A 20,760-nucleotide genomic window follows, 5' to 3' on the forward strand; every position below is an offset into this window, starting at 1 on the left:
TATGAGGGAGCATCTGAAAAGAAAATATAGTTTGTACAGGAGAAGCATCATTACTCAGATGGGCGAAGAAGGTGAGGGCCGTCTTCGCCGCAGAGTTCACGGCTCCGCAGGTCTATGTGGAAATCCAAAGCCATCCTATGAGACTGTAAAGCGTGAATGTGCACCACTGTATATTTCATCAATTAAGGCTATAAATACAGATGATAATAGTGATGAGAGAACATCAGGCGTGGAAATTGTGATTGCAAACAAAAATGCGCTTCCATGCTATGAGGCTAAAGGATATCATCTGGCAGGCTTTGATGGGGCAGGCTGCTTAATAAGCTATACCACATTGGAACCACTTAAGCCGGGTGAAACGCAGAAAATTTTTCTTGCCGATGCGCACTCACAATTGGCACGCATCGCAATTCAAAGACCAAATGGAACTGAGAGTATTTCATATTTCATTTGATTTATGGGGTCTAATTAGTTTGTTGGGAATCCAGCCTGTTTTAATGCATCAAGCACAGCTTTTTTGATACCATTTGAGCTGTAAGTTGCACCGGAAACTGCATCAACATCGGTATTTTGTGCTTCAAGAATTTCAGAAACAACCTTGTCTTTGCATTTATCGAAGTACCACAGGTCGCTCTCGTCACTGCTGCAGGAGATATCGGTGATTTTGCCGTCCTTGATTGTGACTGTTGCCTTTACAGCGCCATCATATCCGTAGGCTTTTCCCTCATAAACGCCATCGGTGAGAGCAGTGTCATCAAAAGACTGAGAATCTTCTTTTGAAATAGGCTCAGATTCGATAGTTGTATTTTCGGTCATTTCTGTATTTGAATTTCCATCAGCTATGGTATCATTTGGGCTTGAAACAGCACAGATAATAACCATAACAGCAAGAAATACGCCAAAGCAAATGGATGTAAATTCACGGCGGTGTTCTGGTTTTTTCTTTAAGAAATACCATTTGCGTATTCGACAGATTGCATATCCAAGGAAAATTGCTGTGTAAATAATTACAGAAAAATAGTAGCCATCCTTGCCATCTTTGGCAAGCGGAATAAATAATAGCATAATGTGGAGGTAGAGCAGCGCATAAAACAGGTAAGCAAAGCGCTGGATCTGCTTCCACTTTTTTGCTTTCATACGCTTACGAATCTTTGGAAAAGAAAGGATAGTAAGCAAAATCATAATGATAAGAAGAATAATTGTAATGATGCAGGCAGCGAATTGATTGGCAGGAAGTGCGGATGCATTGGTAAAGAAACGCACGAAATAAGTTCTTCCATAGCCAATGTTGTGACCAAGCGTCAGCATTGCGGCAAAGATGGAAAGCTCACCGCGCACTGGCATAAGTCGCTTAATTAGCCAAGAACCGTTAGAGAAGGCACCTGTCCACATAACAATACACCAGAGTGCGCATGAAAGGGCACCGCGGCGAAATAGATCAAGAAGGAAAGTGACAGCCTCTGGCAGATTCCTTGAAAAAGGAAATAGTGATATAAAAAGTGTAAGCGCAAGTGCACCTATGTACCAGGGATACGGATGACGTTTGATCGTGGATTTTGCAGTCAGTGCAAAGATTGATGCGATGATCAGTGAAAAAATAAACAACATAGATATTTGATTACCTCCGTTTATACGATTTATATGAGATGTTATATGACCAAGAGATCAAAATTATCTTGTAAGCGAGCTTGCATTGGCTTTAAGAGCTTTTGACATTTGTATCATAAATGTAGTGTAACATAAGAAAAAATACATCACAAGCAAACAGGAAGCGCAAAAAAGACGAAAAAAAGACATTGAGTTAGTGCAAACTAACAAGAAATAGACAAAAATGAAGAAAGACAATTCGTATAAAAGGAAAAGCATAATTAAAAATTGTTAGAAATAACTAACTTAAGTTCACAATAAAACATATGAAAAACGTCAAATTGCTGTTTTTATATAAATAGTCTTTTTTTCTCAATAAGGGTGTTGATTTTTATGATTGTGTTAGAATATACTAACTGCCATCGGCAATATTACAGCGTATGCAAATCAAAGCAAGCAGAAGCTGATAGATGCCTTATCAGGAAGGAGATATCATTTATGAGAACAAAAATGGCATTAGCTGTATTGGCGGCAAGTACCTTGGCAGCAGGAAATATGAGCGCTTTTGGAGGAGTTTTAAAAAGTGAGAGCACACCGGCAACAAGCGAGGCACAGACAGAGGAAGCTTCTGGTGCAGAGTATGAGGCACAAACAGTAAGCATTGAGACAAGTGAATATTACTTTGGTAAGATTAATGTTCCATATGCAGATTTTTATTATGGAGAAATCAATCATGTACAGCCAGAGGCACTTGAAGATGCAGCCGCAGGTCAGTATGATGCAGAGGATAAGGTAACAGCAGCAGGTCTTCGTGAGGAAGGTATTTATGATTCCGTTACTTCTGCGACAAGCCAGAAATCTCAGCGTTTTGAAAAAAGCTATTTTGAGCAGAATGGCGATGGAACCGATATTTTAGGACCATCCAGTGTAAATGTGGCAATTCCAAAGACATTGTATGACGATGTAAAGGCAGCAATCGAAGCTGGTACTGAGTGCAGCAACCCACTTGTTGAGTTCGTATCATCACTCGAAGAAGTTTCAGAAGAAGTTCCGGCTGAATATAAGGTAATCAATTCTGATGGTACATTAAGCCAGACAATTGGAACAACTAATGAGGCAGAAAATGTAACAGTTTCCTTTGCAACAGTTTCAACATGGGGAAATTATCAAATCGACTTTGACGGTCTTGAGATTGAATCTGCTGATATTCAGGGTGCACTACTTGAAACATCTGACGGAGAAATTTATGGTCTTGAGCATTTGGATAATTTATGGCTGCGTGCAAATGAGATTGCGTTTGCGGCAGAAGAGATGACTGAGCCACATGGAAATACACCGTCATGGCAGCGTTTTGCTGATATTCAGGGAAAGACAATCACAAAGGTAACATATATGTTAGCAGACCAGGATGATATCTCTATTGAGACTGATCTGTACTGCAAGGAGCTTCTTGGAGAAGAATATTCCATTACAATAGATGAGAGTGTTACTTATCAGAAGGATGGCACTGCAATCAATATCACATATACAACACCAGATGACAGTGATTATAGTGTAGAGGCTGTCGCAGCAGGACGTACTGCCGTAGAAGATGGACTTTACAGTGTAGATGACAATGTAATTACTCTGAGCGGTGATTTAAAGCCAGGTAGCTACACAGTTACATTCTCAGATGACAAGTATGCAAGCAAGAAGTCAAGCACACTTGTTGAGTCTGGTTTAGAGGAAGGCAGTGTTTCTATCGAAAATAATGCTGTTGTAATCTCAGATAATGAGCAGGGGCTTACTGGCGCAGATTATGCGGCACAGGTAACAAGTGTTGTTGTAAATGGTGAGCCAGTAAAGGCAAAGGGCATTGCAGGTATCTTATTCAATGAGGATGGAAGCATAAATATGGATGCTGAAATCGAAGGTCAGGATGGAAATGTTAAGGTATTTGACGGAAGTGATTCCTATGAGATTGAGTTAGAAGCAACTGGATATCCGTCTGTAAAGGGAACTGTAACAGCACAGTAATAAAACAATTTGAAATAGTAGATAGTAAGCAAAAGGCTGGCTGCCATATGACTCGTAGCCAGCCTTTTGTAGAATATAGAACAGCAACCAATGAGAGAAAGGAAGATTTTCATGAATCGAAAGAAAAGTTTTGCTAATCTTTTGAAAATAACTTGTGTTATGGTCTGTTCATGCATTGGCACACAGCTTGTTTGGGCTGATAAGACTAATAGCGAGAGCATAACAGATACTGCAATGGGAACAGACTGCAGCGTCCGTGTTTATGGTTCGGATGGAACTGCAAAAGATATTATGGACATGCTTTCTGATATTGAAAACAAATATTTATCATGGCGCATTGAAGGCAGCGATATTGCAAATATCAATGAAAATGCATCAGAGAACGAGCCTGTTATGCCATCAAAGTGGACATATGGCTATCTGGAAAATGTGCTTGATCTTGCAAGAAAAAGCAGTGGTGCATTCGATCCGACATTAGGCCGCGTATCGCAACTTTGGAATCTGGAAAGTGACAATCCCTATATTCCATCAAAAAGCGAACTGACAGAGCTTCTTTTAGAGACTGGCTGGGAAAAAATAAGTATGGGTGACGGTGAAGTGTTTTTAAAAGATGGTGTGCAGATTGATCTTGGAGCAGTCGGAAAAGGAATAGGATGTGATGAAGCACGAAAAATGTTAGAAGAGGCAGATGCTGACGCAGCAGTGGTATCCGTTGGCGGAAGTATTTTGACTTATGGAAAAAAGCCAGATGGAAAATCATGGAAGATCGGCATTGCAAATCCACGCAATGAAGATGGTGAATCGTATCTTGGTTCACTAACGATTGATAAAACATGCAGTATATCTACATCAGGAGATTACGAAAAATATGTGATTGAAGATGGAGTGCGCTATCATCATATTTTAGATCCAAAGACAGGATATCCGGCAGATAGCGGACTAATCTCTGTCACAATTGTCTGTGAAAAAGGATGGCTGAGCGATGGTCTGTCTACTGCATGCTTTGTGCTTGGTTATGAAGACAGCCGGCCGCTGTTAGAGACTTATCAGGCAGAGGCTGTGTTTGTAACCGAGGATAAAGAGGTAATTGTAACAGATGGATTAAAAGATATGTTTACATTGACAGATTCCTCGTATGAACAGGTGGAAGAATGAGAGAAAAGAAACGAGCAATTATAATCGCTTCAATACTAAGTTTGATATTTATATTGTCTGCGGTCTGGACTGCGCACCAATTTCTGGCAAAGCAAGAAGCGGCAAGCGCAGCAATTTATCAGAATGGCACATTAATTAAAATTATTTCAACTGATCATGAAGAGACATTTCGCATTGAAGATGGTGAAAATTGGAATGAGATTACTGTAGACAAAGACGGGATTCATGTGAGCGGTGCGAGCTGCCCGGATAAGATTTGTATGCATACCGTGTGGAGAGGAAAAGGTTCTCTTCCGATTGTGTGTCTGCCAAATCATCTTGTGATCACGGCAGCACCAGAAGAGGGCACGGATTATGAATTTGATGTGCTGACATACTAGAGTAAATGAAGTCAATATGTGATATGTAACTTCTATCAAATTAGACAGAGTACCACGTCCATAGGAGTTGCGTAGCGCATCGTGTGGAGACTTAATATATGTGGCAGCTGCCTGATTTTATGTAAAATAAGAAAGAATAAACAAAAATGGAAACAAAGAAAAAAGATAAAAGGAATAAAGCAGAGAAAGCAAATAAAATGGATATAAAAAAGATGACAGCGCTTGCAATGTTTTCAGTGATTGCGCTTACAATCTTTACAGCAGAATCCATGATCGGTCCAATTGTACCAATTCCAGGAATCAAGCTTGGACTAGCCAATATCGTAACACTTCTTGTACTGGTTTTATATGGACCAAAGGAAGCAGTATTTGTGCTGATCGTGCGAATCCTTCTTGGAAGCATGTTTGGCGGACAGATGATTTCATTTTTTTATAGTTTGTCTGGCGGTATTCTGTGTTGGCTTGTCATGAGCCTTATTAGTGCGCTCCTTAAGAAAAAGTTTCTTGTGCTGATAAGCATGTGCGGAGCTGCTGCCCATAATATCGGACAAATTTTGGCTGCCATTGTGATTACACATTCTATAAGCGTAGTAGCATATTTACCTGTTTTGATGCTCAGCGCAATGATCACAGGTTTCTTTACTGGACTGGCAGCCCAGGTGTGCTCAAAGAGACTGCAAAAGATCTTAAGAGTGAGGTTTTTCTAACTGCAAAGTTTACGAAAAGGCATATGACGCGTGAACAGTAACGCAGAGAAAAACAACATTAGGTATAATAGAATAATCCATTGATTTTACAAGACCGCTGAGGTATACTTCTCTTATATCGCAGCGGTTTGTTTTTTTGTTGTAAACCTATTTTGGAAAGCGGGTGAAACAATGGGAAATATTATGGATTATTTGAAATGGAGGGGTGATCTGACATTTTCGCAGGATGCTTTCAACGAGGTAGATAATTTGCTTTTGTCATATGTGGCATATGTGAATCTTGAGGGACTGTCTGTTGGTGCTGGCGAAGAGCAAGTGACACTTGAGGAGGTTTCAAGGCGATTTTTTGTGCTTCACAGCGAAGAAGAACTTGCGGCAGACAAGTCATTTACGAGACTGGCGCCGTATATAGTAAAAATGATGGCACAGTCGAACCGCTACCGCACATCTATCATTTCAAATTATGTCAATATGGTTAATCCACAGTTGGAGCTTCAATTTTCTGCCGTACAGCTTGATCTTTCGGATGGCTCAAAAAATTTTTGCTTCCGGGGAACGGATGACAATATTGTGGCATGGAAAGAGGATTTTAATCTAGGCCTTGGCGAAGTGCCAGCCCAAAAGTTGGCATCAGAATATTTGAACAGATTTGGTGTTGGTACATCCCCTATTCGCGTAAGCGGTCATTCAAAAGGCGGCAATTTGGCAGTATATGCAGCAGCAGCCTGTAAAATAGAGGTGCAGGAACGCATTACAGATGTATATAGTAATGATGGTCCCGGATTTGTGCATGAGTTTGTGACGAGTGATTCATATAAGAAAATTCAAAATCGAATCCATCGCTATATTCCAGATTCATCCATCATAGGAATGCTTCTTGAAAATCCTGTAGAACCGCAAGTCATAAAAAGTATAGCTAAGGGAATCCTTCAGCACGATGCGATGAGCTGGCAAATAGAGGGTCCGCATTTTGTATCAGCAAGCTTAAGTGAATCAGCTATTTCACTCCATGAGACGCTTCATAACTGGCTTGAAAATATTGATGAGAATGCAAGGACACAGTTTGTCGATGATCTCTTTTCAATACTGGAATCGACTGGTGTAGATACATTGACGCAGGTGCAGGAAGGCGGATTAAAAAATGCGGCTGCAATGCTTCGTGAGCTTCATCAGATTGTACCAGGAACATGGTCAGAGCTGGAAAATCTGCTGAAGGCAGTTTTGCCATTTTCAGGTTTTCTGATTATGGGAAGACAAAAGACAGTGGACAGACAAAATATACCGCGCGCAGTGACAAGCCATAGAGCTATACACACAAGCAATAAAAATCATAATGAAAACAAAGTGAAACAGGAGGAAAAAAGAAAATGAGTCAGAAAAAACAGGCTGCTTCATCAGCTAGGGCAGGGGGAATCACGGATGGTGTGATATGGGAGCAGCTGCTTGTCTTTTTCTTTCCGATTTTGTTCGGAGCATTTTTTCAACAGCTGTATAATACAGTTGACGCAGTTGTGGTGGGTCGTTTTACAGGTTCGCTTGAGCTGGCAGCCGTAGGCGGTTCTACTGGAACGATTATTAACCTTTTATTTGGTTTCTTTATTGGACTTTCTTCTGGTGCGACTGTTATCATTGCACAGTTTTACGGAGCAGGCGATAAGGAAATGGTAAGCCGAAGTGTCCATACGGCGATTGCGCTTTCCATTGCAGGCGGTGCGATTTTAAGTGCAATTGGATTTATTTTTGCAAGGACAGCACTTGAGTGGATGCAGACACCAGATACAGTGATTGATCTTGCAGAAACATATATCAAGATTTATTTTATCGGTATGATCCCGAATCTATATTACAATATATGTGCAGCAATCCTTCGAGCTGTCGGAGATTCCAAGCGACCACTCTACATTTTGATTTTCTCTTGTCTTGTAAATATTGTGCTTGACCTTGTATTTGTCGTAGTGTTTCGCATGTCTGTTCAGGGAGTAGGAATTGCAACGATTCTTTCCCAGTTTATCAGTGCAGTACTAATCACATTCTGTCTGATGAGAACCAATGAGTGCTATCGCCTGAAGTGGAGTAAGGTTCGCTTCCATAAGATGCTGCTCATTCGTATCATTCAGATCGGTGTCCCGGCAGGTTTACAGTCAGTTATGTATAACATAGCTAATATCATCATTCAGTCCAATGTAAATCTGCTTGGAAGCAATACAATGGCAGCATACACAGCATATTCTAAGATCGATGCGGTATTCTGGATGATCATGAATGCATTTGGTGTATCAGTATCCACATTTGCCGGTCAAAACTTCGGTGCAGGAAAGCTAGATCGTGTTCGTAAAAGTATGAAGATTTGCTTAGGTATGGCACTTGGCGCAAGCATCGGATTAAGTGTAATTCTTCATTTCTTTGGACGATACGTCTATATGCTATTCACAACAGATGCACAGGTTATTGAGATTGGAATGCAGATTTTATATTTCTTAACACCAATTTATTTTACATATGTCACAATTGAGGTAATTTCAGGAACAGTGCGTTCCATGGGCTTTGTATTCACACCAATGCTTATGACATGTGGCGGTGTGTGTGTGCTTCGTCTTTTATGGCTGTTTATTGCAGTTCCGCAAAATCGAACAATCACAAATATTTTATTTAGCTATCCATTGTCATGGGTGGTAACGTCGGTACTGTTCATTATTTATTATATTTATTTAAATAAGACAGGAAAAATCGAGGCAGCAAGAGAACACAGTCTTGTATAAATGTTTATCAAACAAAAAATGAATTTAGGGCAGGCTGATTTATTTTACAGCCTGCCCTTTTGCCCCCTTCTTAAACAAAATTTAAAGATTTTCCCTGTTTATTCTTAAACTAAAAGATTGTATACTATGGACAGAAAAGAGAAAGGGCATTGAAAAAATGAGTATGAATAATAATGTTAATATAGATAAAAAAGAAACAGCAGCCTCTGCTGAAAAAATCGACAAGATCGTAATATGCGATGACGATAAGGATATTGTCAGGGCACTTCAGATTTACTTGTCGAACAGAAACTATGAGCTTCTATGCGCATATACGGGAAGAGAAGCACTTGATTTTGTAAAAAAAGGTGATGTATCGCTTGTTCTTCTGGATATCATGATGCCAGAGATGGATGGAATCACAGCGCTTCGTGCGATACGCGAAAAGAGTAATGTTCCAGTTATCTTAATAACTGCAAAAAGTGAAGACGCTGATAAGGTGCTAGGTCTTGATGTAGGTGCAGATGATTATATTACAAAACCATTTAATCCAATTGAGGTATTGGCGAGAGTGCGTTCTCAGCTTCGCAGATATAATAAGTTGGGAGGCAGCGAAGACAGCAACAAAAAAGAAGTGCTTAGCTGTGGAGGTGTGACGCTTGATGATCGCACAAAGCAGGTCACAATGGACGGCGAAGAAGTATCACTCACTCCAACTGAATACGAGATCTTAAAATTTTTAATGTCTCATCCAAAGCAGGTTTTTTCACCAAGACAAATTTACAGCGAGGTTTGGAAGGATACGCCGATAGGAAGCGAAGGAACTGTAGCTGTACATATTCGCCACTTGCGAGAAAAGCTTGAGATAGAGCCATCAGATCCGAGACACTTTAAGGTTGTCTGGGGACAGGGATATAAGTTTGAGTAAATTTAGCAGGAAAGGAGTATTTATGGGAAAATTAAAAGAAAAATTAAAGCCAGAAAAACTGTCTGCTACATTTCCAGCATACATATTAGCTTATTTTATGTGCATGATGACTGGTTTTTGTATGATCATGTTTTTACGTGAGCTTAGATATCAGATTGGTATACTGCAGCGTTATGGTTTGGGAGAGCTTGGAAATGTAGCATCAGCTTTATTGTTTGTTCTTGTATGTGCATTTTTCTTTTATCATGGTGCAAAGATTATTATTTGTCGTGCTCACAAAAAGGCTCAGAAAGAATTAAAGCATCCAAATGGGCTTTATGGCATGCCAATTGAATGCTGCGCAGCTATTTATTTTGCAGCAGAAGTAATCCTTCTTTGTATGTCAATCAGCTCGGGAGAGTACACATATATTGGAATGCTCGGTTCAGCTGTGCTGATGCATTTTTGTGAAAATATTGTTCAAAGAAAGGACAGAGGACTTCTTACAAGCGGTTCTCTCTATGAAAAGATAAATAGTGCAGCACGAAGAGCAGGAATCGTGATCCCTTTTATGGTCAGCTGCAGCATTGTAAGTGTACTTCTATTTTTATTTTTGGCAAGTCTTTTTGCCAGTGTACGCAATTATAATGGAACAGTCGGTTCTACGCTTCGTTTTTTGTTTTGTGCTGTGCTTGTGATTTTAATTCCAAGTGCATTCTGGTATCTTTGCCTGTGCTTTTATAAGCTAAAGATTGCAGGAGAAGCGCTTAGGGACGGACAGGACGGCTACCGCGTAGATACAAGCCATATGTGCGGTTCTTTAAGGGCACATGGAGAAGATTTAAATCGAATTGGTGAGGGAGTTAACAAGGCTGTTGAGGAGAGATTAAAAAGTGAGCGTCTTCGCACGGAGCTAATCACAAATGTTTCGCATGATATTAAAACACCGTTGACTTCCATTATAAACTATGCTGATTTAATCACTAAGGAAAAGACAGATAATCCAAATATACAAGAATATGCAGAGGTGCTTGGAAAGCAGTCGCAGAAATTGAAGCGTCTTATTGAAAATTTGATAGAGGCATCAAAGGCATCTACAGGAAATATTCATGTTGAAATAAAGCCATGTAATTTAAATGTGCTTTTGGCGCAGATATCAGGTGAGTATGAGCAGCGCCTGGCTGAACAAAATTTGACACTCATTGCCTCACCATTACCAGATGATATTTTTGTTCTGGCAGATGGAAGTCAGCTGTGGCGTGTTTTCGATAATTTGCTTGGCAATATTTGTAAATATGCACTTGAAAATACACGTGTCTACATGGACGTGGCTGTGAAAGAGCACGATCAGGTAGAGATTACGCTGAAAAATATTTCAAAAAATCAGCTCAATCTATCAGAAGATGAGTTGTTTGAGCGCTTTAAAAGAGGCGATAATTCCAGAAGCACAAGCGGAAATGGTCTTGGACTTTCAATTGCACAGAGCCTTATGAGACTGCAGAATGGATCGCTTCATCTTGTAACGGACGGTGATCTTTTCAAGGCAGTAGTAGCGCTTAATAAAACAGAGCCTAGTACTGCTTTGTAAAAAAACGTGCCGCTATGTACCATAGTAATCTTCTTGGAAGATCAATAATTGTGCATATAAGGTAAATGCAAAGAGCGGCAGTTATAACCCAGACAAAAAGCATAGGACCAGAAGGAAAATGGCCGATGGCAAAATAAAGCATCAGATGATTCCATATCAGAGGATGCACATGAATCAGATATACGCTAAGAGCAGAAGGGGCGAGAAATGAAGCTACGCGACTGCTCTTTTTGCTGCAGGGCATAAGAGAAAAAAGAAAGAATAAGGCACAAGAGCCAAGTAAAATAGTTGGCGAGGTGTAGCTGACATATTGGGAAAAGCCAAACATTTTTAACAGAAAGCTTATAGTTGTGCAAAGCAGATAAAATAAAAATGGTAGAAAAAGACGATGACGAAAACAAAAATCTGGCAAGTGTGTCAGGCAAATTTCGTGGTATTTTCCCCAGAAGCCTCCGCAAATATAGAGAAGCAAAAGCCAGATTGCGCTGTAGCCGCCTCCAAGACCGAAAACAGTTTCATTTAAAAGCGTGGGAATAAGCGAAAATACAAGAAAAATAGCAATACAAATCTTGAGAAGCTCTCTTCCAGAAAGATTGACAATCGCACGATTTAAAATTGGGATTAAAATAAATAATCCGGCGTAGGCTGTCATATACCAATATTGCTTTTTCATGATAGGAAAGAAGGCAGCAATCCATTGATCCTTTGTGACAGCTTCAGGCATAAATATGGCAAATAAAATGGTGATTCCAAGCGTGTAAAAAAAGGTCTGAAACCAAAGGCGCAGACCTTTTTTATAACGAGAATGTGAGTGATATCCAACATAGCCGCTGATTAGTGCAAAGCAGTCAACAGCGCCAAAAGCCGCTGTTTCTAGAAACCATGCAATAGAAAAACTAAGATCACCCTGTTTAAAAGAGCCTAAAATACCGCCTTGTCCCAGTGTATGAAGAACCGCCACCATATACATAGATAAAATGCGAAGCCATTCAATTCCATAATTTTTTTCATGTTTTTTCTCGTTCATAATATCACCTGCCGTTTAATTGATTTACAGGTGTATTGTATTGGAAAAATCTTTCATCGAAGGCGATAAAACTCTTTCAAAACTCTTTCATGATGTGATTGACGGCAGACATATTATGGCAATAAAGCAGTCATCCTCTATCACAATATGAAATTGACCGCCGCAGCTTTCTGTGTAAGTTTTTGCAATGGCAAGACCAAGACCGCTTCCTTCTCCAGTTCTGGCTTTTTCACCGCGAACAAACCGTTTTGTAATTTCCTCAGGATCAAAATCAAGCGGAACACGCGAGGTGTTTCGAATGCGAATTTCACAAAACTGATCACTGCGCTGACTGGCGTGAATGAAGATTCGTGTCTGTGGGCAGGCATATTTTAATGCATTATCAAATAAATTTTGAAAAACGCGGTGCATATGAAGACCATCACATAAGACAAGCATACCAGTAAGAGGGTAATCCTTTTTTAATTGAAAATCAGATGCACAAAGCTCTTCGTCCATCTCACCAAGTGTTTGTTCCAAAAGACGTCCAATATCAATAGTTTCGCGTTTCATCGGCAAATGACCGCTTGAGGCTTTGGAGAGTTCAAAAACTTCCTCCACCATATCAAGAAGATATACGCTTTTATGATTAAGCTTAGAAACAAGCACATCTGCCTCTGGTGACAGCATCTGTCTGGAAAGCTGTTCACCATAGCCGATAATGGAAGTAAGCGGTGTCTTTAAGTCATGAGAAATGTTTGTTATTAAGTCCACTTTTAACCGTTCCTGTTCCAAAATCGTGCGAATACTTTTTTGGATAATTAAGTCCATATCTGCTGTTATCGAGTGACGTCCTATTAAAAAGAAAAAAAGAATACTAATAAAGATAATCAGTGAAGTAAAAACAAAAAATGGTATAAAAAATTTTGAGGATTGAAAATTGTAAAAATAAGTTCGGACAATTCTAATGAGTACGGCGCAGGCAGCTGCAGATAAAATAAAAGATGTAAGAATAACATAGAAAATCTGAGATGAAAGCTTTTTGGCAGAGATTTTTTGAAAAAGCCATTCACCAAATAGACTGCCATGAAAGCCTTTGCTGTTCCAACTCCATAAAAAGCAAAGCAGACTGACAGCACAGATCATGCCTAGAACAATGCAAAGAAATAGAAAAGGCCAAACAAGCTTACCAAAATTTTGGTAAATCAAAACAGGAAGGCTGTCTCCTAGAAGCTGAAACAGACAAAAGAAAAATAAAAAAAGAAATACTTCCTGATAAAGTGTTGGATGAAAGCCATTAAAAAAGAAGCCTCCAATTATGCATAGAAGAAAACCAGCCATAGTCATATAGAATATAAAAGCTGTATAGCCGGTATAGTCAGAAGCTGTAGGCATAGTAACATTATCTAAATAGGAGACAACAGTGTAGCTTGCAGAAATATCTTCTGTGGTATAAGCAGGTGTTGTAGGAGGCGTTAGTGAATACTGATTTGTATAGTCGATAGAATGACGGCAAAAATATCCATCTAAAGAATCAATAGAATATTGCCTGATTGCCGTAATGAAAAAGAAGGAACAAAAAAGCATCCATATAATACATAAGATTTTATTATTTCTCAATTTTGTAACCAATTCCCCACACCACCTTTAAGTATTCCGGCTTTTTTGGATTCAGCTCAATTTTCTTGCGCAGCCGGTTGATATGTATCATAACAGTATTTTCGACTGAATAGCTGTCCTGCTCCCAGACACGCTCATAGATTTCCTCTGCGGGAAAAATGCGCCCCGGTCTGGATAATAAAAGAGACATGATTTTATACTCCGTGGCAGTCAGGCGCACCTCATCGCCGCGCACATATAATTTCTTCAGCTCCGTATTCAGCGTCAGCTCATAATATTGCAAAAGACTGCCTGAATTATCAGAGGCGGAGCCAAGCGACAAATAGCGGCGCAGCAGAGAATGGACGCGTGCAAGAAGCTCATCACGGAAAAATGGCTTTACAAGATAATCATCGGCTCCCATATTCAGCCCGATCACGCGGTCACTTTGTTCACCTTTTGCAGACAGCATTAAAATCGGTGCATTTGTCAGTCTGCGAATTTGTGTGGCGGCCTGAAGACCATTCATTTTTGGCATCATAATATCAAGAATCAAAAGCTGTACTGCATGTGTTTGAACAAGCATAACAGCCTGCTCACCGTCAGAAGCAGCAAGTGTCTGATAGCCATCTTCCTGAAGAATTGTTTCTATAATAGATAAAATATCACGGTCATCGTCTGCAATTAAAATGACAGGCGAGTTTGTGTTTTTTGGTTGATTCAAAAAAGTTTCCTCCAATAGTTGTTTCTGATTTGCATTGTATCACAAAAGAAATTGCTTGACAATGACCGAGCTACTTTACATAAAAATTGCTTTTTGGTATACTAAAGGTTAGAAAAAGAAAAAAATTTCAGGAGGTTTTTATATATGAAGTATCGTCGTATTTTTACGATTGTGATTGATTCATTTGGAATCGGTGCCATGGATAACGCAGCTGAGTATGGGGATACAGGCTGTGATACCTTTGGTCATATTGCAGATAAGGTGCCGGAGATTAAGATCCCCCATCTTATTCACATGGGATTGACACAGCTTCATCCAGCCCCTGTTTTGACAAGTCCACAGCCGTCAGAGTGCATTGGAAAATATGCGAGATTAAATGAAAAAAGCAACGGCAAGGACACCATGACTGGTCACTGGGAGATGATGGGTCTTGAGATCAAGACACCATTTCAGACCTTTACCGATACTGGATTTCCTAAAGAATTAATTGAGGCACTGGAAAAGGAAACTGGTCATCGCGTGATTGGAAATAAGGCAGCCAGCGGAACAGAGATTTTAGATGAACTTGCAGAAGAAGAAATAAAGACAGGTGCCATGATCGTGTATACCTCATCTGATTCTGTTCTTCAGATTTGTGGAAATGAGGAGACATTTGGATTAGATGAGCTGTATCGCTGCTGTAAGATTGCCAGAGAGTTGACTATGAAGCCAGAGTGGAAGGTGGGACGTGTCATTGCAAGACCTTATGTGGGAAAGAAAAAGGGCGAGTTTAAAAGAACAGCAAATCGTCACGACTATGCGCTTAAGCCATATGGAAAAACAGCAATGGACGCATTAAAGGAAGCTGGCTTTGATGTTATCAGTATCGGAAAGATTCGCGATATATTTGATGGAGAGGGAATTACGCAGGCGATTCGCTCAAAGAGCAGTGTGCAGGGAATGGAGCAGACTATTGAATGTCTTGATCAGGACTTTACAGGACTTTGCTTTACTAATCTTGTTGATTTTGATGCGCTTTGGGGACACAGAAGAAATCCGCAGGGCTATGCAGAGGAGCTTGAAAAGTTTGATGTACTGTTAGGACAGTTTTTAGAGAAGATGAAGGAAGATGATCTTGTTATTGTGACAGCAGATCATGGAAATGATCCGACCTTTAAGGGAACTGATCACACAAAGGAGCGCGTACCATTTTTAGCTTATTCACCATCTATGAAGACTAGTGGAAGAATCGACGATCAGAATTGTTTTGCTGTGATTGGAGCTACGATTGCAGATAACTTTGGTGTAGCTATGCCAAAGGGAACAATCGGCACATCCATTTTAGAACAGCTTGAGTAACTATTCAGAGCCATGCAAAATTGCTTTCTGTGAATGCTTGCATTCAGACAGAATAGCAATTTTATATGGCGAGGTAACCACATGAGCAAAATAGAAGCATCGAAGATGCGATTTTGCGAATGGGGTTCTGAATAGTTACAAGCTTGATTAATTAAAAAAGTAAGGAAAACATAGGAAAATATGGAAAATCAGTTTCGACAGTATCCGCTAGAGGAGGATATTTTAGGTGCACTTGATGCGCTTGGCTATACACAGCCGACAGAAATTCAGGCTGCTGTGATTCCGTCCATTTTAAATGGACGCGATATCATTGCAAAGTCAAAGACAGGAAGCGGAAAAACGGCAGCATTTGCGATTCCGATCTGCAATTTTGCCGATTGGGAGCAGAATACTGCGCAGGCACTTGTCTTAGAGCCGACAAGAGAGCTTGCCTTTCAGGTGAAGGACGAACTCTACGCTATTGGCCGTTTTAAGCGTCTGAAGGTTCCGGTGCTGTACGGCGGCTTCCCAATGGAAAAGCAGATTTTAACTCTAAAGCAAAAGACACATATCGTAGTTGGTACGCCGGGACGTGTGCTTGATCATTGTAAGAGAGGCACGCTTGATCTTTCGAAAGTGCGTTATGTCGTGATTGATGAGGCTGATTTGATGCTGGATATGGGCTTTATTGAAGATGTCAGAAATATTTTGATGCATCTTGAGGGAAAGCCAGTGTTTATGCTGTTTTCTGCAACTATGGGAGAACGTCTTGAAGCGCTTGCCGCGCAGTTTATGCATGAGCCGCTTGAAGTTAAAATTGAAAATGATACAGAGACAGCAGATACAATTGAGCAGGTTGGCTATTTTGTTGACGAGGACGAGAAGAAGCTTCCTCTTTTTCTTGATATTCTTACTATGGAAAATCCAGATAATGCCATGGTTTTTTGCGGTACAAGAGAGATGGTCGAGGTACTATATTACCGTTTGAGAAAAGAAGGCATTGCATGTGGTATGCTTCATGGTATGATTGATCAGAAGGTGCGCACAAGAACAATTGAAGATTTTAGGGCACAGGGCTTTCGTATTCTTATTGCAACAGATGTGGCGGCAAGAGGTGTAGATTTTCAAAATATTACACATGTATTTAATTACGATCTTCCGACTAACAAGGAAGTGTATGTTCATCGGATTGGCAGAACAGGACGTGCAGGAGAGACAGGCCGTGCTGTAAGTCTGATCCGCGAAGACGAGCAAAAAATGCTTAACTCGATTGAGTCTTTTACTGGAGTAGGATTGGCAATTTTAAAGCCGCCGGCAGCTGAGGATGTTGAGAATGCCCGCAGTGCTTTTTTAAAGCGTCAGCGTCAGAAGCGTCCGCGCAAAAAGAAGAAGCAGGATGTGTTTGGCGGACAGATTATGAATCTTACAATTGGCGGTGGAAAAAAATCGAAGTTAAGAAGCGGTGATGTTGTTGGCGCGATCAGCAGTATTGACGGCGTAGATGGAAAGACTGATATTGGAGCGATTGACATTCGCGAGAGTATCACATATGTGGAGATTTTAAATGGAAAGGGTGCGCTTGTACTAGAGGAACTTCCTAAGCGCACCATGAAGGGAAAATACAGAAAGGTTCATCAGACAAGAGAAAGGATAGGTACGATAATAAAATGAGACATTCAATCGAGATGGAAAAATTGACGCTTGGTGTATGTTATTATCCGGAGCACTGGGATCGTGCGCTGTGGAAAGACGATTTGCAGCGCATGAAGCAGTATGGCATTGAAGTAATTCGTCTTGCTGAGTTTTCATGGGCACTTATGGAGCCAGAAGAAGGAAAATATGACTTTTCATTCTGGGATGAATTTCTGGCGCTTGCTGCCGAAGAAAATATGAAGGTTGTTTTTTGCACGCCTACAGCAACACCGCCGGCATGGCTGTCTGAAAAATATCCTGAAACATTAAATGCAGATGGTGATGGAAATCTGATGTACCATGGTATGAGATGCCAGCATAATTTAACTTCACCAAAATATTTAGAGTTCTGCGAGAAGATTACAAGACGCATGGCAGAGCATTTTAATAAGTATGACTGCATTATTGGATGGCAGCTTGATAATGAAGTTAACTGTGAGACAAATGAGTATTATTCCGAGAGTGATCATGAGGCATTTCGCGCCTTTTTAAAGGAGCGTTTTGGTACTCTTGATAATCTTAACGAGAAGATGGGTACGATATTCTGGAGTCAGACGTACACAGATTGGGATCAGATTCATCTGGCAAGAAGAAGTACAGTGGGCACAGGCATTGCAAATCCGCATATGCAGCTTGAGCAGGTTCGTTTTATTTCTCACAGTGCAGTCCACTATCTGGCACTGCAGGCGTCAATTGTAAGAGAGACAGCAGGGGATCGCTTTATCACAACAAATGGTATTTTTGGAAATCTTGACTATCAAAAGCTGATGGAGTCGGGTGTAGATTTTATCATGTACGACAGCTATCCAAACTTTGCCTATGCTATGGATCGTCCTGATGGCGGTGAAGGTGATTTGAAGGATAGAAATTCTTCTTTCAATCTGGCAAGAACAAGAGCTATTTCACCGTTGTTTGGCATTATGGAGCAGCAGGCAGGACCTGGCGGCTGGAATTTTAGGATTCATCAGGCAAGCCCGAAGCCGGGACAGCTGCGTCTTTGGACTATGCAGTCTGTTGCGCACGGAGCAGATTTTGTAAGCTTCTTCCGTTGGAGAACTTGCTCATTTGGAACTGAAATCTATTGGCATGGATTAAATGATTACAGTAATCGCCCGAATCGTCGTCTTGAAGAACTGTCTTTGGTAAAGGCAGATTTTGAGGCAATTAAGGACATAGCTGGTCATCCATATGAGGCAGCTGTAGGCATTTTATGCGACTACGACAATGAGTGGGATGGACAAAAGGATGTATGGCATGGTCCGCTTAGAAACTTCAGTACAGATGGATGGTTTCGTTCTCTTCAGAAAAAACACATACCATTTGATTTTGTGGATTTCAGGGAAGAAACAAATCTTAAGGATCTGGAGAAATATGAACTGCTCGTATATCCTCATGCTGCAATCCTCACAAAAGAGCGCGTTGAAATTCTAACTCAGTACGTGGCAAATGGCGGAAAGCTTGTCATGGGATGCCGCACTGGATATAAGGATATCTACGGACGCTGCCCGATGCAGCCAATGCCAGGCGAAGCAGCAGAGCTTTGCGGTGTTACAGTAGAAGATTTTACATTCCTGGCGCCAGGGGAGCCAATGGAATATGTCAATTGGAATAAAAAGCGCATTCCGGCACCTGTATTTAATGATGTGCTAGAGCCGGCATTTGGTGGTAAGGCAGAGGGCTTTTTCGAGGGCAACTATTATGATGGAAAGCCAGCGCTTGTGACAAAGAATACGGGCAAGGGACTAGCCATTTATTTTGGCGGCTGTTTTGCAGAAGAGACAGCAGATGCCTTTTTAGAGACACTTAATATTCAGACACCGGCACCATGGCTTGTGCTTCCAGAAGGATGTGAGCTTGCAAAGCGCGGTGATCAGTACTTTGTGTTAAATTATAAGGCACAATCGTGCGAGATTACGTTAAAGAAAAAAGTAACAGATCGTTTGACAGGAAACGAGATTGAAGGTACCTATGAGGTAGCACCATATGGGGTACTGGTATTATTATAAAATATAAGAAAGACCGCTTTTTGCGGAGAAATGAGTGAACATGCTGATAGTAAAAAAATTCGGCGGAACTTCAGTTGCCGACAAAGACAGAATATTTAATGTAGCAAAGCGCTGTATTCGCGATTATGAGGCTGGAAATGACGTGGTAGTCGTACTTTCCGCGATGGGAAAATATACAGATGAACTTATCGCAAAAGCAAAGGATATCAACCCAAATCCACCAAAAAGAGAGATGGATATGCTCTTTACAATCGGAGAACAGATGTCTGTGTCATTAATGGCTATGGCTATGGCACAGCTTGGTGTTCGTGCTGTATCATTAAATGCATTTCAGGTACCAATGAGGACAACAAGTGCGTATGGAAATGCTCGTCTGAAAAAAATTGACACGGAGCGTATTCGCCGTGAGCTCGATGACAGAAAGATCGTTATCGTGACAGGCTTTCAGGGTGTAAATAAATATGATGATTATACAACACTTGGACGCGGAGGCTCAGATACAACAGCAGTTGCACTTGCAGCTGTGCTTCATGCTGATGCTTGTGAAATCTATACCGATGTTGATGGTGTTTATACTGCTGACCCAAGGCTTGTGCCGACTGCACGAAAGCTTGAGTCTATCTCATATGATGAGATGCTTGATTTGGCTGCGCTTGGCGCAGGAGTGCTGCACAGCCGCAGTGTTGAGCTTGCAAAAAAATACGGCGTACAGCTTGTTGTGCGCTCTAGTTTAAATGAGTCCGAAGGAACAATTGTGAAGGGAGTTGGAAAGAAAATGGAAAGAATGTTGATCAGCGGTGTAGCACTTGACAGGGAGGCAGATCGTATCTCAGTAATAGGAATAGCAGATGTGCCAGGAAGTGCATTTAAGCTGTTCCATACGCTTGCAAAGAATAATATAAATGTCGATATTATCATTCAGTCTGTAGGACGTGATGGAACAAAAGATATTTCCTTTACTGTGTCGCACAATAACTTGAATGAAGCAGTCGAGCTGTTAAACAGCTGTAAAGATCAGCTTGGATTTGATCATATCGAATACAATTGTGATGTTGTAAAGCTTTCAGTAGTTGGATCAGGTATGATGTCTCATCCAGGTGTTGCAGCAAAGATGTTTGAGTGTCTGTATAATGAAAATATCAATATTAACATGATTGCAACATCTGAGATTCGTATAACAGTATTGATTCCAGAGAAGGATGCGCTGCGTGCGATGAATGCAGTGCATGATGCATTTGGACTTGCAGAGTAAGACAGTCATTATTCGCAAAGCGCGTTGATAAAGAATATTCAAAATGAATGCAAAAAGAATATTCAAACAAAACAATAATTATTCAA

At 40.6% G+C, this 20,760-nt stretch carries 17 protein-coding genes; 13 read left to right on the forward strand and 4 right to left on the reverse strand.

The features are described 5' to 3' along the window. Positions 1-31: 31 nt before the first annotated feature. Positions 32-454 carry a hypothetical protein gene (locus tag WJP93_RS05315; protein WP_337547232.1) on the forward strand — a complete coding sequence of 141 codons (423 nt, stop codon included), beginning with the start codon at positions 32-34 and terminating at the stop codon, positions 452-454. A 14-nt stretch (positions 455-468) separates the two neighbouring features. Here WJP93_RS05315 and WJP93_RS05320 read toward each other — a convergent pair whose 3' ends face one another. Continuing rightward, entirely contained in the window at positions 469-1,608 is a 1,140-nt protein-coding gene (locus tag WJP93_RS05320; RefSeq protein WP_337547233.1) for an FMN-binding protein, read from the reverse strand. A gap of 477 nt (positions 1,609-2,085) precedes the next feature. On the opposite strand from WJP93_RS05320, the gene WJP93_RS05325 reads away from it, so the two are divergent. From WJP93_RS05325 to WJP93_RS05360, 8 genes are all read left to right on the forward strand, one after another. Further along, a complete protein-coding gene (locus WJP93_RS05325) occupies positions 2,086-3,603 on the forward strand; it encodes a hypothetical protein (RefSeq protein WP_227100786.1) in 1,518 nt (505 codons plus the stop codon). 111 nt (positions 3,604-3,714) lie between these two features. Then, complete coding sequence (locus WJP93_RS05330) at positions 3,715-4,758, forward strand: FAD:protein FMN transferase (protein WP_337547234.1); 1,044 nt, start codon at positions 3,715-3,717, stop codon at positions 4,756-4,758. Then, positions 4,755-5,138 carry a NusG domain II-containing protein gene (locus WJP93_RS05335; protein WP_227100788.1) on the forward strand — a complete coding sequence of 128 codons (384 nt, stop codon included), beginning with the start codon at positions 4,755-4,757 and terminating at the stop codon, positions 5,136-5,138. The genes WJP93_RS05330 and WJP93_RS05335 overlap by 4 nt, the downstream gene beginning before the upstream one ends. Before the next feature lie 146 nt (positions 5,139-5,284). Further along, entirely contained in the window at positions 5,285-5,845 is a 561-nt protein-coding gene (locus WJP93_RS05340; RefSeq protein WP_337547235.1) for a Gx transporter family protein, read from the forward strand. A 171-nt stretch (positions 5,846-6,016) separates the two neighbouring features. Continuing rightward, complete coding sequence (locus WJP93_RS05345) at positions 6,017-7,216, forward strand: Mbeg1-like protein (protein ID WP_227100790.1); 1,200 nt, start codon at positions 6,017-6,019, stop codon at positions 7,214-7,216. Continuing rightward, on the forward strand, positions 7,213-8,604 hold the full coding sequence (locus WJP93_RS05350; RefSeq protein ID WP_227100791.1) for an MATE family efflux transporter: 1,392 nt from the start codon (positions 7,213-7,215) through the stop codon (positions 8,602-8,604). Before WJP93_RS05345 ends, WJP93_RS05350 begins: the two co-directional genes overlap by 4 nt. 217 nt (positions 8,605-8,821) lie before the next feature. Then, positions 8,822-9,511 carry a response regulator transcription factor gene (locus WJP93_RS05355; protein ID WP_066558166.1) on the forward strand — a complete coding sequence of 230 codons (690 nt, stop codon included), beginning with the start codon at positions 8,822-8,824 and terminating at the stop codon, positions 9,509-9,511. A gap of 22 nt (positions 9,512-9,533) precedes the next feature. Continuing rightward, a complete protein-coding gene (locus WJP93_RS05360) occupies positions 9,534-11,078 on the forward strand; it encodes a HAMP domain-containing sensor histidine kinase (RefSeq protein ID WP_337547236.1) in 1,545 nt (514 codons plus the stop codon). Here WJP93_RS05360 and WJP93_RS05365 read toward each other — a convergent pair. The 3 genes from WJP93_RS05365 to WJP93_RS05375 form a co-directional block, all read right to left on the reverse strand. After that, on the reverse strand, positions 11,062-12,105 hold the full coding sequence (locus tag WJP93_RS05365) for an acyltransferase (protein WP_337547237.1): 1,044 nt from the start codon (positions 12,103-12,105) through the stop codon (positions 11,062-11,064). The two genes, WJP93_RS05360 and WJP93_RS05365, sit on opposite strands and share 17 nt — an antisense overlap. A gap of 87 nt (positions 12,106-12,192) precedes the next feature. After that, the gene (locus WJP93_RS05370) at positions 12,193-12,858 is read right to left on the reverse strand and encodes a HAMP domain-containing sensor histidine kinase (RefSeq protein WP_337547238.1); all 666 of its coding nucleotides are present in this window, start codon (positions 12,856-12,858) and stop codon (positions 12,193-12,195) included. Between the two features lie 835 nt (positions 12,859-13,693). Next, complete coding sequence (locus tag WJP93_RS05375) at positions 13,694-14,407, reverse strand: response regulator transcription factor (RefSeq protein ID WP_337547239.1); 714 nt, start codon at positions 14,405-14,407, stop codon at positions 13,694-13,696. A gap of 144 nt (positions 14,408-14,551) precedes the next feature. On the opposite strand from WJP93_RS05375, the gene WJP93_RS05380 reads away from it, so the two are divergent. The 4 genes from WJP93_RS05380 (at position 14,552) to WJP93_RS05395 (ending at position 20,674) form a co-directional block, all read left to right on the forward strand. Continuing rightward, positions 14,552-15,745 (forward strand): phosphopentomutase, encoded by a 1,194-nt coding sequence (locus tag WJP93_RS05380; RefSeq protein WP_337547240.1) that lies wholly within the window; start codon positions 14,552-14,554, stop codon positions 15,743-15,745. A 180-nt stretch (positions 15,746-15,925) separates the two neighbouring features. Beyond that, on the forward strand, positions 15,926-17,395 hold the full coding sequence (locus WJP93_RS05385) for a DEAD/DEAH box helicase (protein ID WP_308730874.1): 1,470 nt from the start codon (positions 15,926-15,928) through the stop codon (positions 17,393-17,395). Next, positions 17,392-19,422 (forward strand): beta-galactosidase, encoded by a 2,031-nt coding sequence (locus WJP93_RS05390; protein WP_337547241.1) that lies wholly within the window; start codon positions 17,392-17,394, stop codon positions 19,420-19,422. Before WJP93_RS05385 ends, WJP93_RS05390 begins: the two co-directional genes overlap by 4 nt. A gap of 40 nt (positions 19,423-19,462) precedes the next feature. Next, entirely contained in the window at positions 19,463-20,674 is a 1,212-nt protein-coding gene (locus tag WJP93_RS05395) for an aspartate kinase (RefSeq protein ID WP_337547242.1), read from the forward strand. The last annotated feature ends 86 nt before the right edge of the window (positions 20,675-20,760 follow it).

The sequence above is a fragment of the Anthropogastromicrobium sp. genome, from assembly GCF_037349415.1.
In the GTDB taxonomy this organism is placed as follows: domain Bacteria; phylum Bacillota; class Clostridia; order Lachnospirales; family Lachnospiraceae; genus Anthropogastromicrobium; species Anthropogastromicrobium aceti.

Excerpts from the sequence above, each read along its gene's own strand:
- WJP93_RS05320 (WP_337547233.1), bottom strand. The coding sequence starts at position 1,608 with ATGTTGTTTATTTTTTCACTGATCATCGCATCAATCTTTGCACTGACT.
- WJP93_RS05325 (WP_227100786.1), top strand. The coding sequence starts at position 2,086 with ATGAGAACAAAAATGGCATTAGCTGTATTGGCGGCAAGTACCTTGGCA.
- WJP93_RS05330 (WP_337547234.1), top strand. The coding sequence starts at position 3,715 with ATGAATCGAAAGAAAAGTTTTGCTAATCTTTTGAAAATAACTTGTGTT.
- WJP93_RS05335 (WP_227100788.1), top strand. The coding sequence starts at position 4,755 with ATGAGAGAAAAGAAACGAGCAATTATAATCGCTTCAATACTAAGTTTG.
- WJP93_RS05340 (WP_337547235.1), top strand. The coding sequence starts at position 5,285 with ATGGAAACAAAGAAAAAAGATAAAAGGAATAAAGCAGAGAAAGCAAAT.
- WJP93_RS05345 (WP_227100790.1), top strand. The coding sequence starts at position 6,017 with ATGGGAAATATTATGGATTATTTGAAATGGAGGGGTGATCTGACATTT.
- WJP93_RS05350 (WP_227100791.1), top strand. The coding sequence starts at position 7,213 with ATGAGTCAGAAAAAACAGGCTGCTTCATCAGCTAGGGCAGGGGGAATC.
- WJP93_RS05360 (WP_337547236.1), top strand. The coding sequence starts at position 9,534 with ATGGGAAAATTAAAAGAAAAATTAAAGCCAGAAAAACTGTCTGCTACA.
- WJP93_RS05365 (WP_337547237.1), bottom strand. The coding sequence starts at position 12,105 with ATGAACGAGAAAAAACATGAAAAAAATTATGGAATTGAATGGCTTCGC.
- WJP93_RS05380 (WP_337547240.1), top strand. The coding sequence starts at position 14,552 with ATGAAGTATCGTCGTATTTTTACGATTGTGATTGATTCATTTGGAATC.
- WJP93_RS05385 (WP_308730874.1), top strand. The coding sequence starts at position 15,926 with ATGGAAAATCAGTTTCGACAGTATCCGCTAGAGGAGGATATTTTAGGT.
- WJP93_RS05390 (WP_337547241.1), top strand. The coding sequence starts at position 17,392 with ATGAGACATTCAATCGAGATGGAAAAATTGACGCTTGGTGTATGTTAT.
- WJP93_RS05395 (WP_337547242.1), top strand. The coding sequence starts at position 19,463 with ATGCTGATAGTAAAAAAATTCGGCGGAACTTCAGTTGCCGACAAAGAC.